The sequence below is a fragment of the Gracilibacillus salitolerans genome (assembly GCF_009650095.1).
GTDB classification, from domain to species: domain Bacteria; phylum Bacillota; class Bacilli; order Bacillales; family Amphibacillaceae; genus Gracilibacillus; species Gracilibacillus salitolerans.
In genome coordinates this window covers 825,168-842,688 of the sequence record NZ_CP045915.1, presented here as the reverse complement: position 1 = coordinate 842,688, position 17,521 = coordinate 825,168, and the positions used below count along the sequence as shown (strand labels likewise).

Sequence of the window (17,521 nt, the reverse complement as noted above, 5' to 3'; positions counted from 1 at the left end):
TCTTTCATTAACAGTGTACCTGATTTCCGCTCCATCTAACAAACATTCTCAATATGGCTTGAGTGGTGATCGCAGATTGAATGGTGTAGTGGTGTTTACCTAAAACATTTATCCGATAGTAACATCACTCTGTCGAATTTTTTTAGTTAATGGATGAATCAAAAGTCTGACATATTATTTTACCAACTTTATAAATTAATTTTTTTGTGCTAAAGAATAAGCCGTCTCTATATCTACAATGAGACGGCTTATTCTACTAATAACGATTTTTAAAATTCTATAGGTGTTCACAAGAAACAACATATAATGGATTATGGACTTTTCCAAATTCCGATGCATGTGGTCGATCATCATCGTCACTGTATCCATAATCAATCATTCTATTTCGGTTTAAGCACAATTTTGTAAAAGAAGGTCTTAATAAATCAAATATACGGAACCTTTCCTCTAATTCTGGGAATCGTTCCTGATAATCAACAATAGATTGTCGAAGCTGGCTCCAGAACGCTTCTTCATCGTATTGGTAATAGACATCCAGAATGTCAGCTAAATAACGTAAATGGCAAACAAATAGACCTGTAAAAATAAATTGGCATAACCCTTCCGCTGGTTCACTGCGTAAAACTGGTATTAATTTCTTCGGTAGAGAATCTAACTCAGGAAGTGGTTCATCACTCACATTGACATCATCTACAAAATCTTTTATTGCCAATCGATGCGGTTTGTTATCCTTCAATACTAATACCGTATTTTGACCATGTGGAGAAAATACGATGCCATATTTATATAGATAATGTAATAGCGGCAGTAACATCACACTAAATAATTGATCTAACCATTCCTTCACATTCAAACCAGATTTCTCGATTAACGAAGAAACAAATGGCTTTCCATCCTTATCAACATAAAGGAGGGACGCTAGTGTAATAGCCTTTTCTCCTTCATCTAAAAAAGAATAAATACTTTCACGCCAAATGACTCCTAGCATTTCTAAATATTGATATGGAGCACCTTTCAATTTTTCATAATAAGGATGATTGTAGTTTATACTTGCCACTTCACCTGGTAAAATCACACGACATTCATCATGTAAGAAAGAATCTTCCTTTTTAATCTTATGAATATAGTTTGTAATCATTGGTGCTACTACGGTTCGTTCTCCAGGAAGCCCTCTATATACTAATGTGTTTAAAATACTTATCGGTAATTTGACATGATGCTTAGCTTTATCCGTTGTATTAGCAAATGTACGAATTGACTGCTGTGGAAGGTAGTCATCGTCTCCATTTCCAAGTGGAACAATCCTTCTTTTTGCTATATCCTCTGAAAAATATTGAATAATCACATTTGTCCATTGCCAGTCATGAATAGGAAGGAAGAAGTAGTTCGAACTATCCAAGTTTTCCTTCGTTAATTTTCCTTTAAATTGCTCGATTTTCCCCTTTCCTAACTCACCTTTTATTAAATTTTTATAATTTAAATCTGGTATCGATTGGAATGTAGCAACATCTTGATGTACTGCTACCCACGAAAGCTTTACTTTCTTCTTTTGCTCTGGTGCGTAAGAAAGGTAATCCTGATAATCAAATCCAATGCGCCCTTTATTGTATGTAATCCAAGGATGCCCTTCCATTTCTCCCTCTAATTCAACATAATCCATATTGACTATATCATCAGACGTTATGCTTTGTTTTTTTTCTAATATATGCGCATCCGCCAACAACGTATTATTATACTCCTTTATTAAATGTCCTGTTGTTAACGACGTCATTCCTACTGTCTCTTGAATATCGAGAATAAACTGGATAGGGTTGTCTCCTTTTTCCCAATTGCCATTTTCAAAACGACGAATTGTGTCTTTGAAAATATGATAGCTGTCCATTAGACGTTTTTTACCTTCAAACTGATAGATTACTTTGTTATTTGGCTTTAACTCATATACGATAATGTTTTCCTTTTCCGACACAACTGTTGGAAAAATAATATCTTCATACATGAATTCAGATATCATTTTCGTTAATAAATGCTCACCTACAGCTTCCCACGTGTCTGATTTAAGGATTTCTTGTAATTCGTTTTCATACTGCATTCTTTCACTCTCCCTCACTTTGATTAACGTTATCTATAATTACTCAACTCCAAACTGTTGAAAGACATTTCTCTTATGAACCGGATAGATTTCTTTATTCATCAGTTCATTAATAATGACTGAGTTACGATAGCATCCTAATCCTAAATCCGGAGCACCTACGCCATGTGTGTGCATTTCCCCATTCTGGATGAAAATTTTGTTAGGAATCTCTTTCGTTAATTGCAGCTCATAGTTCTTACTTACTTGATACCTTCCGTTTTCATCCCACTTAATAAGGGAAGATAGATTGGACAAGAAGCCAGGAATAGGATGTTGATAACCAGTTGCTGCAATAACTACTTCACTTTCATGCGTGAACGGTTGACCCTGTTCCCACTGATTACAAATTAATTGATAATTTCTTCTGTCCTCCGTCTGTATTTCTTTAACATCCGCTACTTCCGTTTTAGTTTGTAAACGAACCGGAGGATTCTCACCTCCAACAGAATGTTCATAAAGTACATCGTAAATATCTGATATGGTGGTTTCACTGATTCCCTTGTATAATAAATCCTGCTTGGGAATTAACTGATCTTTTTGATCCTGTGATAAACGAAAGAAATAATTGGTATAATCTGGCGAAAAATGCTCTAAACCAAGCTTTGAATATTCCATTGGAAAAAATCCTTTTGATCGTGTAAACCAATCAAGTCGATAGTGATAGGTCTGTTGCCCCTTTAAAAGTTCAAGAAATACTTCTGCAGCACTTTGACCCGAACCGACAACCGTAATCGATTCCGCCTGGCGCAAGCGCTCTCTTTTATCTAAGAACTCTGCAGAATGAAAAACATCGTCTGAAGACTGTGCAGAAAAGCAGTCAGGTAAGTACGGAACACTGCCAATCCCAAATACGAGATGACGAGAATAATAGTAATGAATAGCTCTTGATTGAATATCGGTAGTTTCGACTTTAAAATAGCCCTCATTATTATCTTCATACCCAGCTAGTTTATCTCGATCTACTTGCCACTCAATATTTGTAATCCTCTTACCAAAGCTGCAAGTCGTTAATTGCTTACAAACCCATTGGCAATAGTGATTATATTCACGTCGTGGAATATGAAACCTTTCAAGGAAATAAAATTTATATAACCGTTCATGTTCGTGTAAATAATTAAGGTAGCTATACCGACTTGTAGGATTAGCCATTGTTACAGTATCGGCTAAAAAAGGGACTTGTAAGGTCGTATCTTCAATTAATAGCCCTCCATGCCATTCAAAACAAGGCTTCTGATCAAAGAAAACGGCGTTTAAATCTTCTATTTCTTCTGTTAAAGCTGCAAGTCCCAAATTAAAAGGACCAATTCCTACTCCTATAACATCATACATATCGACTTTACTTGGATACATATAGGGTGAACACATCCTTAAACCTCCTTTTAAAGTGAAACTTCATTCAGTGTGGGTTTCTTCTTCCCCAACTGATTGTTAGCCCTAAAGAGGATGACCCTAAAGGGCACTTGAACCAATCAGGGCGTTAGCATCCATTACCCCCTCTTAAACTTCTTTGATTTAGTTAAGTTTTGGCTCTGTTAAAGGATAGTGTTGATATTTAGTGCATTTTTGACTCATGAGTCAAAAATCAACACCGAACTTTAACACATCCTAAGTTTTAAGTGGGGGTTTTACGGACGATTATTTACCGTGGTAAACGTTTCACGATGACAAAACATAAGCAGCCCTCGCTTATCCGGTAATTCAATTTCTTTTTTTGGCTTAAATCCGCATTTTTCAAAAATATGGATCATTTTTTTGTTGCGTACATCAGGCTCTGCTACTACCTTCTCAGTTTTTTTATGTTTAAACTGAAAGGCGATCATTGCTCTTAATTGCGGGAGCGCTAACCCTTTACCCAAATATTCTTCCGGTCCCAACAATAAATGAATACCTTGATCCTCTCTTTCTGCATCATAGTAGTTTGCAATCAGATCATCTTTTGCCCAATAAGCCTCCCAATAACTCATTGGCACATTGTTCAAATAACCAATATATAACGTCTGGTGTTTATCTGCTAACAGCTTTTTCAAATGATCTTTATATGCTGTTTCAGAAAAATTTTGGTTCCAAAATGGAATCACATGCGGTTGGTGGTGCCAATGATGCAGGCGATTCAAATCTTTTTCCAGCGTTACACGTCGAAATACAATCTCGGAATCTATTTCACGGTCATAAAAGGTAAATTCAGATACTCTATTTTGATGCATCCGTAACCAACTCCTTTTGATGCAAAGGGTTATCAATTTCAACATAGACAGACTGAGTTTCGAGTGAACCTGTTAATTCATCCATATCATAAAAACGTGTAAGTAAGTTAGCTTTGCACGGGAGTTTTCGGTGTGACAATAAACTTGGAATTAATTCAGATGAACTATGCTTAGGAACTTTAATCGATTCAAGTACGATTCTCACTTCCGCTAACAGCTTCTTTTCATCAATTAGCCCCCCTGTTCCAAACGCATTAATCAATCCAAATAAATGATTTAAGAAGAAATAATAGCGTAACCGTTCATCTGCAATCCTATCTGAACAAATCGTGTTACTTTTTTCACTAATACCAGGCAAGATTTCATTTAGTCGTCCATGATAAGATTCACAATAGTAATAGCCTTGATTATCGCGATAGTAGAACTGATCAGGATAACCATTTTTTAATTGGATGACACTGTTTTGTTGATGTGCCTCAACCGCAATCCCATAGTTTAGGAAAAGCCACAGAATTGGCTTCAACGAAATATCAAGATATTTTCTAAACCAATCCAAGCTTACTTCTTCAGTGGTGCGCCCTTCTTTTTCGGCTAACTGCTTAATGATCACTGCTAAACGAGAGGAATGGCCTTCTACTGTGTCCTGACAAATTGCAGCAAGAGACGTAGCATTTAGTGAGTTGTATTGCTTAAAAGGGTTTTCCCTAAAAATAACCTCAAAGCCAGACTCTTCTTCGCCATCAATGTTAACGGTCATAAAAGCTGGATCTGTAATTACTTGAAAGTTTGGATGTACTTCCTTAAGATGCTGCCCAATCTTTCCTTCCACCAGCTTCTTAACTTCTACACCACGCTCTAATTCCATATATTTATTCGCACGTACGGAGTTTGTAATTTTCACATTTAAGGAAAACTTGATCATATAATTTGTTTTTGGATGATACACGGTCCGTAAAGAAGAAGTAGGATAATAGCAACGACCATGCTGCCCAAGACTTTCGATTAAACCTTTATCCATCAGCTCCTTCACTTTAGGCTTGTTCATTAAAAATTTTGCTTGCCATGGATGAATAGGAATCAATTCATAATTTTCATCTGTGTGACTAGCCATCTGCTTCAACTCATCAGATATAGATGAATCCTCCATCACTTGGTTTCTAACAATTTCAGATGCTGTATGTTCTAACGCAGTCCCCTGACTCACGATTGAAGAGTGAATACGAAAATAATGTAATGAAAATTCCCCCTTTAATTCTGGTGAATAAAGTGGAGCATCCGATTCGTCGATCCCTTGTCGACTTTTAGGAGTTGGATGCATTAAATGTCCAAATAATAATGCCTGTTCTGTATCAATAAAATCCATATCCATCTTGTATAGATACTTGGTATCTGGATATCTTTCTCGAATATATGTTTCTACGTTTTGACGGCTTAGCATGACACGTAACATTAATTCTTCTTGATTTACTGTTCCATCCCCTCCATACTCCATACTTAGTTCTTTCATAATCAAATGAACGAATAACAGGTAATCTACTTCAAATAATTTTTGATTTTTGCCGAAGTTACAGTAATAAATTGGAAATGAGAATAAGTGTCGCCCAGTATCAGACCAATAAACCAATGGGACATATAAGTTAATTTCAAGATGAGCTAATTCACAATGAATAAGGGCTTGATCTTTTTTATGTAACGTGATTTTAGTCAATAATTCATCTGGTATCTGATCGTATAGCTTAAAATTCTGAGTCTCTCTTAAATAACAATTTAAAAAGCTTTGCATTGTCGCCTGCTCGGCAATACGTTTGAAATTAATAGTATTAGTGGTTACCATTGTATTCACACTCTCCTCCTATTTTTTTTACTTGATTTATTATTAATCTTATGTCTTTCATTGTTGTCTGAGGGTTTAACAATGTTAGTTTTAAGAAAGCACGTCCTTGTACTCGAGTCCTAGCCAATATAGCGTCCCCCTTTTCTATTAATCTCGTACGAATAAACGTATTGATTTTATCAACCTTTTTACCGTTTATTTGATGAACATATCGAAAAACAACTGCATTCATCTCAGGAACATTAACCAACTCCAATTGTTTATCTTCTTCGATTAGCATTGCAGTCTCCTTCGCTAAATCCATGGTGTAGTCAATCATTTCAGCAAATTTTTTTCTCCCTAAAGACTGCAAGGACATAAACAATTTTAATGAATCAAATCGCCTGGTTGTTTGGATCGACTTCGTAACTAGATTTGGGATGCCTGTTTCCTCATCGTCTTCAGGATTTAAATAATCTGCATTCTGTTTAATAAAATTAAAGTTTGATTGATCCTTTAGTAGAAAAGCTCCGCAACTAATTGGTTGATAAAATAATTTATGGAAATCAACGGTTATGGAGTCCCCTAATTCAATACCTTTTAGTTTATCTCGATAACGGTCACTTAAGATAAGCGCACCACCATAAGCTGCATCAACGTGAAACCACATGTGATGTTTCTTGGCACGGCTTGCTAATTCAGACAGAGGATCGATGCTGCCAAAATCTGTTGTCCCAGCAGTTGCGACTAGTACAAAAGGTGACAAATCCTGTTCCTCCGCATCTCTTAGTCGTTGATCCAAATCCCTTAAGCACATTCGATGATTATGATCTGTCTCTATCGGGATAACAGCCTGTTCTCCTAAACCGAGCAAAAAAGCCGATTGTTTTACAGTAAAATGAGCATCCTTAGAGCAAAAGATTCTTAATTTATGAGCTTGGGGTGGTAAGCCCTGCTTTTGTGTATTCCAATTAAATCGCTTAAAAAGATAGCGATCACGTGCGAGTAGTAATCCCATAAAATTGGATTGTGTACCTCCACTGGTAAAAACACCATCGGCTTTGTCATTCTGTAAAAATGCTTGAGTTAACCAGTTCACCACTTTTTGTTCTAACATAGTCGCAGCTGAACTTTGGTCCCATGAATCCATCGATTGATTTGTTCCACTTATTAAAGCTTCAGCAGCTAAAGCTACACTTAATGGTGGACAATGAAGATGAGCGATACATAAGGGATTCGTAACAACGACCGAATTTTTGATAAGCACTTCCCCGATGTCACTCATTAATTGATTCACATGTACAGGATTTTCTGGAACAACTTCCTGGAATGTCCTGCTTAAAAGAACGTTAAGTTCCTGATAATTTAAGCCACTGTATGGTTTTTGATTTGTAGAGAATTGATTAACTAATGCTGTTTGTGCCTGTTGCATCACCTGTTGATAAAGAGCAACACTTTCTTGATCTGTATTTAAAAAATAGCGGCTAAAGTTTTGTGTTTCCATATCAGCGTTTAGACGCTCTAAAACATTTGCTTTGGCTACCATCCTCTTACACCTCCCGTAAAGTATTATCCTTAGACCTTCGTTATCTTCTTAATAGCTTCAGAAAAAACAATCAAAACGATAATGATTTTAATTATCAATTAATGTTAAAAATTTTTGATAACCCTTTTCTAAAGCTATTGGCAACATCATCCGCCTTCAATAATGATAATGATAATCAATATCAGTGTAACGATTATTATTCTATAGATAATGATAATCATTGTCAATTATATAACGGAATTTAGTTCTTTTGATCGATTTTTATCCACTCGGTTTGTTTATTTTTACTTTAGCTAATTAAAAATTACACAAATAAAAAAACAGGAACCAAATTTAGATTCCTGCTACTTCTTTCTGTTCACCAACAATAAAAACCTACAAAAACCCAAGCCTCAAACCCGCATTCCTCCGTTTAATTAATAATAGAAACTTACAACAAATCTCGTTTTTTAACGATTCAGTTTCTGTTTTTATAGTAAAATTATATTGTTTAGTGATAATAGAATTTTATAAATCACGCTTACTCATCACTTGTTAATATAGGGTTTCCTGTCATTTTTCACGCATTTTCCACGCTTTTTTTCAAGTTTTCATTATCAAAATTAGGCTGTTTTGTACGTTTATATTGTTAGTTGTATGTTTCTATTGGTTGGTTACACTTTCAACACTATCTCCGCAACCGTCTCCACGTGCGTCGTCTGAGGAAACATATCAACTGGTTGCGCTTCTTTAGTCTCATATCCTCCATCCTCTAATATCCGTAAATCTCTTGCTAAAGTAGATGGATTACAAGATACATAAACAATTCGTTTTGGTTTCATTTCCAACATTGCTTCCAGTAATGCTTCATCACAACCTTTTCTTGGTGGGTCTACGACAATAACATCTGGCTGCAGGCCTTGTGCTCGCCACCATGGCATTACCTTCTCCGCTTGTCCTACAAAGAATTCTGCGTTGTCAATGTGATTTAGTTTAGCATTTTCTTTGGCATCACTTACTGCTTCTGGTACGATTTCCACACCGTATACCTTTTTCGCCTTTTTTGCCAAAAATAACGAGATTGTTCCAATACCACAGTAGGCATCAATCACTGTTTCATTTCCTGAAAGATTTGCATATTCTAACGCTTGGTCATATAACTTTTTCGTTTGTGGCGGGTTTACTTGATAGAATGATTTAGCAGATATGGCAAACTTGATATCTCCAATCTGATCGTAAATATATTCTTCCCCCCAAAGTACTTTCGTTTTATTTCCGAGAATAACGTTCGTACGTTCTGGGTTAATATTTTGCACGACCGATTTAACATGAGGATTCGTTTCGGTTATTTCCTTGATCAGTGTATCTAACCCATTTACTTTTTCTTTTCTTGTTACTAATACAACCATCGTCTGCTTTGTTTCTTGACCAGACCTCACCATAATATGACGTAAAATACCACGGTTATTTTTCTCATCATAATGAGGGATACCTAACCGATTGGCAATTTCACGCACCGCCTCAACCATGCGGTCATTGACCTCATCAGTGATGATGCAGCGGGCCATATCATCAATAATTTCATGACTTCTTTTTCGATAAAATCCAGTAATTAATTCACCATTTTTCGATCCTACTGGTATTTGAACCTTATTCCGGTATCGCCAAGGATCATCCATACCGATCGTTGGATGAATCGGAATATTTTCAATGTGAGCGATCTTTTTCAGAGCGCTTTGTACTTGATTTCGTTTCATTTCGAGCTGCATTTCATAACTCATATGCTGCAGTTGACAACCACCACATTTATAATACACATTACATGGTGGTTTGACACGATCTTCACTTTCTTCTTTTACTTCTATTAATCGACCGAATCCGAAGTTCTTTTTGACCTTTATTACTTTCACTTCAGCTGTTTCACCAGGTAATCCATAAGGAACAAAAAGTGGATAGCCACCTATCTTACCGACTCCAGCACCTTCGTGCGTAATATCTTCAAATGTTAATTCGATTGTTTGATTTTTCTCTACAGGCGGGGCTGTTTTTGTCATATTATCAACGTCCTTTTTCTCAGGTAAAATGTCTTCCTTCGTCAGTCGACATTCTCTCTTATCATATGTTGTCCAAATTTTATCACAGCTAATGACAAATAGAAAATACTGTGTCTAATTTGATCATTTCCTGGGAAATAATCCTATTATTTTATCGAAAAATAAAGGTACACTCTCCGACAGAATGTACCTTTTATTCTAAGCGGGTGCTCTCCGCTTTTTCAATTTTTACTTGTTTTTCGATAAATTCCTCGGAAACGAAAAATTCAATATGTTGATAGAGGTTTTCAAATTCACCTGGTAACAGACCACCGTACTCTCCATCTAAATTAAGCTGCATTTTTTCTTCTGTATGGACTTTAATCCGGTTTGCTCTCGTATAAAAGATATTTTTATCCTCTAAGTGTGCACCTTTTGTCGCAAGGCTGGCAATACGAACAAATTCGGCTAGATTCGTTTTGCGTAGAATGACTAAATCAAAATAACCATCATCCATTTTAGCTCCAGGTGCAATCTTCTCAAAACCGCCTACAGAGTTCGTATTAGAGACAAGGAAAAGCATGATCTCGTCGTCAAACCATTTGCCATCATACTCGATTTGAACTTTTGTTGGCTTCAAAGATGGGAGCATTTCAATACCCTTCAAATAATACGCGAGTTGACCGAGCATCGTTTTTAATTTGCTGGGTACTTCATAGGTTAACTCGGTTAACTTTCCGCCACCTGCTATATTCATGAAATAATGATCATTTACTTTACCAATATCAAGCCTGCGGGTATTATGCTCAAGAATCACACTAACGGCTTTCTGGATCTCACGGGGTATCCCTAATGCTCTTGCGAAGTCATTGGTTGTTCCAACTGGAATAATCGCTAGCTTTGGTCGATATTCCTGCTCTGCCATACCATGTATGACTTCATTAATGGTTCCATCTCCACCTGCAGCAATTATCAAATCAAATTTACGGTCTACCGCAATTTTCGCAGCATTTGTCGCATCACCTTCACATGTAGTCGCATGGGCAGATGTTTCATATCCTGCTACTTCAAAGCGCCTTAAAACCTCTGGCAGCTCTTTTTTGAAAGCCTCACGACCAGACGTAGGATTATAGATAATGCGTGCACGTTTCATACTCATTCTCCTCTAAGTGTTACATCCTACCCTAATCATAATCATTTTGGATAAAAATGCAAATCTTTACTCAATAATACCATGAATTTTTCATGGTCACTTTTCACCGTTTCATGGCCACTATTTATATCTACTAAATAGAAGGCTGTGCGCTTGAACACAGCCTTCCTCAATTTTATTATCGCTTTTCGATTTCTTCTTTGATGATTTTGTTTACCATCGGTGGATTGGCTTGTCCTTTTGTTGCTTTCATTGTTTGACCAACAAGGAAGCCGAGTGCTTTGTCTTTACCATTTTTGAAATCGATGATCGATTGTTCGTTTTCGTCAAGGATTCCCGTAATAATCTCGCGAAGTTGACCTTCGTCTGAGATTTGTACTAGACCTTTCTCTTTGACGATTTTTTCTGGATCTCCACCATTTTCAACTAACTCTGCGAAGACTTTCTTCGCCATCTTGGAAGAGATCGTACCATCTTCGATAAGCTGTATCATTTTCGCAAGGGCAGCTGGTTTCATTTTTAAATCTTGGATTTCGACTTGTTGTTTATTCATATAAGCTGATACTTCACCCATCAGCCAATTGGACGCTTGCTTGGCATCTGCGCCCGCCTCAATGGTCTCTTCAAAGAAGTCGGACATTTCTTTTGTGCTTGTGATTACACCTGCATCATAAGCTGGCAAGTCTAAATCTTTTACATAACGCTCACGTCGAGCATCTGGTAATTCAGGAATTTCTGCACGAATGCGTTCTTTCCATTCCTCATCAATATACAGTGGAACAAGATCTGGTTCCGGGAAATAACGATAGTCGTCAGAACCTTCTTTAACTCGCATGAGAATCGTTTCTTTCTTTTGCTCATCATAACGACGCGTTTCCTGAAGGATTTCACCGCCATTTAGTAGTACTTCACGTTGACGTTTTTCTTCGAATTCCAACCCTTTTTGCACAAAAGAGAAAGAGTTTAAGTTTTTCAATTCTGTTTTTGTACCGAATTCCTCTTGGCCAACTGGACGAATCGAAATATTGGCGTCACAACGCAGAGATCCTTCTTCCATCTTACAGTCTGACACACCTGTATACTGGATGATATTTTTTAATTTTTCCAAATAAGCATATGCTTCTTCTGGTGTGCGAATATCTGGTTCTGAGACGATTTCGACAAGCGGCGTACCTTGACGGTTATAATCTACTAACGAATAGCCATCATCACCGTGTGTTAATTTCCCTGCGTCTTCCTCTAAGTGAAGACGAGTGATTCCGATTTTTTTCTTCTCACCATTTACCTCGATTTCAATCCAGCCATTTTCCCCGATTGGTTGATCAAATTGCGAGATTTGGTAAGCTTTCGGGTTGTCTGGATAGAAATAGTTTTTACGGTCGAACTTTGTATCTGTTGCGATATCACAGTTGATCGCCATTGATGCTTTCATCGCATAGTTTACTGCTTCTTCATTTAATACAGGTAACACACCTGGATATCCTAAGTCGATCGGGTTTACGTTAGCGTTTGGCTCTGAACCAAAGGCATTAGGACTTGGACTGAAGATTTTTGACGCTGTTTTTAATTCGACGTGTACCTCTAAACCAATAACTGTTTCAAAATTTGTCATTATTGGTCACCTCCTAAATTAGGACGTTTCTTATGATGATCCGTTGCTTGCTCGTAGGCATATGCCGTACGATAGATCGTTGATTCATCAAAGTGTCTACCGATGATTTGCAAACCAATTGGCAAGCCGGCACTGGAGAATCCACAAGGTATAGACATACCTGGCAATCCAGCAAGGTTTACTGGTGTCGTTAGGACATCATCAGTATACATGGTTAATGGATCATCGATTTTTTCACCGACTTTGTATGCTGGTGTTGGTGTTGTTGGCCCAACCACTACATCAAACTCATCAAAGATTTTTTCGAAGTCATTTTTAATCAGTGTACGTACTTTTTGTGCTTTTTTATAGTAAGCATCGTAATAACCAGAGCTTAATGCAAATGTACCAAGCATAATACGACGTTTTACTTCGTCACCAAAGCCTTCTGCACGAGATTCTTTGAACATATCAATCATGTCAACGTTTTTCTCCGTACGTTTACCATAACGAACGCCATCAAATCGTGCTAAGTTGGCACTTGCTTCTGACGATGCCAGCAAGTAATAGGCTGCAACTGCATATTTAGAGTGTGGTAAAGATACTTCTTCCCATGTTGCACCTAATTCTTCATATTGTTTTAACGCTGCAAGTACTGTTTCTTTTACTTCTGGGTCAACCCCTTCTTGTAAATACTCTTTCGGTACCGCAATGCGTAAGCCTTTCACATCTTCTTTAAATGCATCACTATAGTTTGGAATATCTACATTAGCAGAAGTGGAATCCATGTTGTCATGACCAACAATTGCTTGTAATAAGTGAGCATTGTCTTCTACTGTTCTTGTAATTGGTCCAATTTGATCAAGTGATGATGCGAACGCAACAAGTCCAAAACGAGATACAAGACCATATGTAGGTTTCATTCCAACCACACCACAGAATGCTGCTGGTTGGCGAATTGAACCACCTGTATCAGAACCTAGTGAGAAGAATACTTCTCCTGCTGCTACAGCTGCTGCCGAACCACCACTGGAACCACCAGGAACATATTCCGTATTCCAAGGATTACGGGTATTTTCATAACTGGAATTCTCTGTTGAAGAACCCATTGCAAACTCGTCCATGTTTAATTTCCCGATGTTAACCGTGTTTTCTGTGTTTAATTTTTGGATAACAGTAGCGTCATACAAAGGGTCATTCAAGTTATCAAGGATTTGACTCGCACAAGTAGTACGCAATCCCTTTGTTACGATATTATCTTTAATTCCAATCGGCATCCCGTATAAAATCGATGCATCAGAACCTAATTTTTCGTCTAATTCTTTCGCTTGTTTTTTTGCTTCTTCTTCATTTAATGTCAAAAAAGCTTTGACTTGATCATCCACTTCATTAATACGGTTATATGAAGCTTCCACAAGATCACTAACGGTAATTTCTTTATTATGTAGCTTTTCTTGTAATTCTTTTAACGTGTAATCAAAAAGTGACAAAAGAAACCCTCCTTATTCAAGAATTGATGGCACACGGAATTGACCATCTTTTTGATCTGGTGCATTCTTTAATGCATCTTCTTTCTTAATCCATTCTTTTGGTTCATCTTTACGCATTACATTTTTCAAGTCTAATACGTGTGTTGTTGGCTTGACGTTATCGGTATCCAACTCGTTTAAGAGCTCCGCGTAATTGATGATATCTCCCAATTGCTGGGTGAATGTTTCTACTTCTTCATCTTTTAAAGCTAGTCGTGCTAGATTTGCAACGTGCTTCACTTGTTCTTTTGAGATTTCTGCCATGTTGATTCACCTCCATATATAGTTGAACGTCATTCATAAATTAGTAAAATCCATAACGTTTATTTTACCATTAATCCTATCTTTGCAAAACTTTTTTGAATAGAATTAACGGTATATATGAACAAATCCTTCTTCTTCTCCGGCATCTCTTACAATTAAGGCTTCCTGTTTATCACCTGAAGTAATATTTACTTCTAATTGATAGTCGCTAGGAAAGCCTGATAAGACGAGTCCATAGGCATATTGGGTAAAACCAATTAATTCTGACTTTCCGTAAAATGATACAGGAATTTCCACTGTTAATTTACGCAGCTCACCATTTCGGAAAAAGCCTTTTCCGATTACACTCACATAGTTTGGAAAATATGAGCCGATATCTGATTCAAAATCAACTAATGTCGCCCATACATCCGGATAGGTATTTTTTCCATAATTAGACGGGAACAAGACATTCTCTTCATTTATGTCTTGCCACTCGCCAACAGATGAACTGTCACCAGCAACATTTGTCTTAGCAACAAAGTTACCTGGGACAAGGGAACTTTGTGACTCTTCTCGGAAGATCGATAGCATAATCGGTACATTTCCTATTCCTTCCATTTCACGAATTCGTTGTACGACTTCCTCTGCTATTTCATTAGCCTCACTCAGCATCTCTTTCTCTGAGATATCCTCATATAAATATGGCTCACCTATATCTGTCTGAAAACGGTAAACAGATTTCATCGCAATTCCGATCGAAATTCCTGCTAACTCAACAGAATCATCTTCTGTCTTTCTTAAATAATTTTGTTCTAAAATGTGTGACAAGTATTTAGGATTGTCTTCTTCTTCTTCTCTCAACTCTTCATCTTCTTTAGATTCATCTGCTTCTGGGTTCAATCCCTGTGGATTATCCTCTTCATCATAGCGATCTAACCATTTATATAATATGTCATCAGTCAAATATTGACCTTCTTGAAAGTAATAAGTATCCGGATCATATACTTCCATCGAGTGACGACGTAATCCTTCCTCTAATTCATCAATATCTAGTCGATTGGCCACTTGGTTCGTAATCACACCTCTTGCTTGGCTTAAATTAGAGTCAATTAATACTCGATAATTTTCTTCGTCTAAATTATATTTTGGAATAATCGCAGTTTCTGATAATGAATCATCCATACTTTCATCGATTACTGCTTCTTCCTGTTCATCACCAAAATCCGGTGCACACCCTGCTAAAACAAAAACGATAATGAAGAGGCCTGCTACAGTTTTTTTCATTATGCTTCCTCCTCTAATACTTCTTGGAGTTTTGCTTCATCCCATACTTCGACATCTAATTTTTTCGCCTTAGCTAATTTAGATCCGGCATCTTCCCCTGCAATCAGTAAGTCTGTCTTTTTACTTACACTTCCAGTAACATTACCGCCAAGTGCTTCGATTTGTTGCTTCGCTTCTTGTCTAGTATAGATTGCTAATTTACCTGTTAAAACAACCGTCTTGCCTGAAAACGGACTATCTGCTGCCGCTTCACTTACTTTGGGTCCTTTGTAAGTAAGGTTTAAGCCTAAATCTTTCAACTCAGAAATAAGCTGTTTCACTTGATCATCTTCAAAATAATGAACAATCGAATCTGCCATTTTATCGCCAATTTCATCAACCGCTACTATGTCTTCAAAACTCGCTTGCTGTAAGTGATCAATTGTTTCAAAATGAGCTGCTAATGTTCTTGCAGCTTTCGAACCAACATAGCGAATGCCAAGGCCAAAAAGCACTCGTTCCAGAGAGTTTCCCTTTGAATTTTCAATGGCAGTTAACAAGTTTTCCACCGACTTTTCACCCATGCGCTCCAGTTTTAATAATTCTTCGCGCTCTAATCGATAAAGATCGGCGATTGTATGAATATATTCAGCCTGGAAGAGTTGCTCGACTACTTTCTCACCGAGTCCGTCAATGTTCATCGCAAGTCTCGATACAAAGTGAATCAGACCTTCCTTTAACTGTGCCGGACAGTTCGGGTTTATACAACGTAAAGCAACTTCCTCTTCTAAACGAACGAGCTCATCCCCACAAGACGGACATGCTTCCGGCATGGCAAAAGGCTGCTGCTTTTCTGTTCGCATATCTTCGACAACACGGACCACTTCAGGTATGATATCGCCGGCTTTCTTGATCACTACTGTATCGCCTATACGGATATCTTTTTCTTGGATTAAATCTTCATTGTGAAGTGATGCTCTTTGTACGGTAGTGCCAGCCACTTTAACCGGATCCAATATAGCAGTTGGTGTGATAACACCTGTTCTGCCAACACTTAATTCAATATCGGTAAGCTTGGTAACGGCCTCTTCTGCTGGAAATTTATAAGCGACTGCCCAGCGCGGGCTTTTCGCAGTAAAACCAAGTTGCTCCTGAGCTTCAAGATTATCAACCTTTATGACAATGCCATCAATATCATAGGAAAGAGATGCTCTTTTTTCTACCCATTCTTCTACATATTGGATTACTTCGTCAATATCCTTGCATTTTCGCCATTCTGGATTGGTTTTAAAACCTAACTCTTGTAGATAGGTTAGACGTTCACTATGGGTTTCCAACGAACCAGATTCCCATTCCCCTACCGCATATAAGAAAATATCTAAATGACGTTTGGCCGCAATTTTAGGATCAAGTTGACGCAATGAGCCTGCCGCTGCATTTCTCGGATTGGCAAACGGTTCTTCTTCATTTTTCTCGCGTGCTTCATTTAAAGAGACAAATGCTTTCTGCGGCATAAATGCTTCCCCTCGAACCTCAATCGGGGACCTGTCCTTAATTCTCAATGGAATACTTCTTATCGTTTTCAAGTTACTGGTAATATCCTCACCAGTAGTTCCGTCACCACGAGTCGCACCTTGCACAAAAAGGCCATCTTGATAACGCAGTGAAATCGCAAGGCCATCGATTTTTAATTCACAAACATAGGTGACGTTATCGGTTTCTAACCCTTCCCGTACGCGGCGATCAAAATCTTTTAACTCTTCTTCATTAAAAGCATTGCCTAGACTCAACATCGGTACACGATGGGTTACTTTCTCAAATGCATCTAATGGCTCTCCACCAATGCGTTGTGAAGGGGAGTCGGGTGTAACTAAGTCAGGAAATTCAGCTTCCATTGCTTTAAGTTCCTTCATTTTCGCATCATATTCAGCATCTGATACACTTGGATTATCTAACACATGGTATTGATAGTTATATTCATTTAATTCATCTCTTAAAGTGTCTAATTTTTGACGCGCTTCTTGCTCTGTCAT

General features: G+C 37.5%; 12 protein-coding genes. All 12 read right to left on the bottom strand.

Going from position 1 to position 17,521, the window contains the following annotated elements:
• Positions 1 to 277: 277 nt before the first annotated feature.
• The gene (locus GI584_RS04195) at positions 278 to 2,089 is read right to left on the bottom strand and encodes an IucA/IucC family protein (RefSeq protein ID WP_153790352.1); all 1,812 of its coding nucleotides are present in this window, start codon (positions 2,087 to 2,089) and stop codon (positions 278 to 280) included.
• Between the two features lie 39 nt (positions 2,090 to 2,128).
• On the bottom strand, positions 2,129 to 3,496 hold the full coding sequence (locus tag GI584_RS04190) for a lysine N(6)-hydroxylase/L-ornithine N(5)-oxygenase family protein (protein WP_228552338.1): 1,368 nt from the start codon (positions 3,494 to 3,496) through the stop codon (positions 2,129 to 2,131).
• Between the two features lie 260 nt (positions 3,497 to 3,756).
• Positions 3,757 to 4,335 carry a GNAT family N-acetyltransferase gene (locus tag GI584_RS04185; RefSeq protein WP_153790351.1) on the bottom strand — a complete coding sequence of 193 codons (579 nt, stop codon included), beginning with the start codon at positions 4,333 to 4,335 and terminating at the stop codon, positions 3,757 to 3,759.
• Positions 4,322 to 6,169, bottom strand: a complete 1,848-nt coding sequence (locus GI584_RS04180; RefSeq protein ID WP_153792904.1) for an IucA/IucC family protein — start codon at positions 6,167 to 6,169, stop codon at positions 4,322 to 4,324. Before GI584_RS04180 ends, GI584_RS04185 begins: the two co-directional genes overlap by 14 nt.
• A complete protein-coding gene (locus GI584_RS04175) occupies positions 6,156 to 7,694 on the bottom strand; it encodes a pyridoxal phosphate-dependent decarboxylase family protein (protein ID WP_228552337.1) in 1,539 nt (512 codons plus the stop codon). Before GI584_RS04175 ends, GI584_RS04180 begins: the two co-directional genes overlap by 14 nt.
• A 653-nt stretch (positions 7,695 to 8,347) precedes the next feature.
• The gene (rlmD, locus tag GI584_RS04170) at positions 8,348 to 9,727 is read right to left on the bottom strand and encodes a 23S rRNA (uracil(1939)-C(5))-methyltransferase RlmD (protein WP_153790350.1); all 1,380 of its coding nucleotides are present in this window, start codon (positions 9,725 to 9,727) and stop codon (positions 8,348 to 8,350) included.
• Between the two features lie 193 nt (positions 9,728 to 9,920).
• Positions 9,921 to 10,859, bottom strand: coding sequence for a diacylglycerol kinase (locus GI584_RS04165; RefSeq protein ID WP_153790349.1), 939 nt, complete (start codon positions 10,857 to 10,859; stop codon positions 9,921 to 9,923).
• 178 nt (positions 10,860 to 11,037) lie between these two features.
• On the bottom strand, positions 11,038 to 12,471 hold the full coding sequence (gene gatB / locus GI584_RS04160; RefSeq protein ID WP_100361883.1) for an Asp-tRNA(Asn)/Glu-tRNA(Gln) amidotransferase subunit GatB: 1,434 nt from the start codon (positions 12,469 to 12,471) through the stop codon (positions 11,038 to 11,040).
• The gene (gene gatA, locus GI584_RS04155) at positions 12,471 to 13,940 is read right to left on the bottom strand and encodes an Asp-tRNA(Asn)/Glu-tRNA(Gln) amidotransferase subunit GatA (protein WP_100361884.1); all 1,470 of its coding nucleotides are present in this window, start codon (positions 13,938 to 13,940) and stop codon (positions 12,471 to 12,473) included. The genes gatB and gatA overlap by 1 nt, the downstream gene beginning before the upstream one ends.
• Before the next feature lie 12 nt (positions 13,941 to 13,952).
• The gene (gatC, locus tag GI584_RS04150; RefSeq protein ID WP_100361885.1) at positions 13,953 to 14,243 is read right to left on the bottom strand and encodes an Asp-tRNA(Asn)/Glu-tRNA(Gln) amidotransferase subunit GatC; all 291 of its coding nucleotides are present in this window, start codon (positions 14,241 to 14,243) and stop codon (positions 13,953 to 13,955) included.
• A 105-nt stretch (positions 14,244 to 14,348) separates the two neighbouring features.
• Positions 14,349 to 15,509, bottom strand: a complete 1,161-nt coding sequence (locus tag GI584_RS04145) for a CamS family sex pheromone protein (protein WP_153790348.1) — start codon at positions 15,507 to 15,509, stop codon at positions 14,349 to 14,351.
• Positions 15,509 to 17,521, bottom strand: coding sequence for an NAD-dependent DNA ligase LigA (gene ligA, locus GI584_RS04140; protein ID WP_100361887.1), 2,013 nt, complete (start codon positions 17,519 to 17,521; stop codon positions 15,509 to 15,511). The genes GI584_RS04145 and ligA overlap by 1 nt, the downstream gene beginning before the upstream one ends.

Coding starts and splice junctions, on each gene's coding strand:
- GI584_RS04185 (WP_153790351.1), bottom strand. CDS start 4,335: ATGCATCAAAATAGAGTATCTGAATTTACCTTTTATGACCGTGAAATA.
- GI584_RS04175 (WP_228552337.1), bottom strand. CDS start 7,694: ATGGTAGCCAAAGCAAATGTTTTAGAGCGTCTAAACGCTGATATGGAA.
- GI584_RS04195 (WP_153790352.1), bottom strand. CDS start 2,089: ATGCAGTATGAAAACGAATTACAAGAAATCCTTAAATCAGACACGTGG.
- rlmD (WP_153790350.1), bottom strand. CDS start 9,727: ATGACAAAAACAGCCCCGCCTGTAGAGAAAAATCAAACAATCGAATTA.
- GI584_RS04180 (WP_153792904.1), bottom strand. CDS start 6,169: ATGGTAACCACTAATACTATTAATTTCAAACGTATTGCCGAGCAGGCG.
- GI584_RS04165 (WP_153790349.1), bottom strand. CDS start 10,859: ATGAAACGTGCACGCATTATCTATAATCCTACGTCTGGTCGTGAGGCT.
- GI584_RS04145 (WP_153790348.1), bottom strand. CDS start 15,509: ATGAAAAAAACTGTAGCAGGCCTCTTCATTATCGTTTTTGTTTTAGCA.
- gatB (WP_100361883.1), bottom strand. CDS start 12,471: ATGACAAATTTTGAAACAGTTATTGGTTTAGAGGTACACGTCGAATTA.
- GI584_RS04190 (WP_228552338.1), bottom strand. CDS start 3,496: ATGTGTTCACCCTATATGTATCCAAGTAAAGTCGATATGTATGATGTT.
- ligA (WP_100361887.1), bottom strand. CDS start 17,521: ATGACAGAGCAAGAAGCGCGTCAAAAATTAGACACTTTAAGAGATGAA.
- gatC (WP_100361885.1), bottom strand. CDS start 14,243: ATGGCAGAAATCTCAAAAGAACAAGTGAAGCACGTTGCAAATCTAGCA.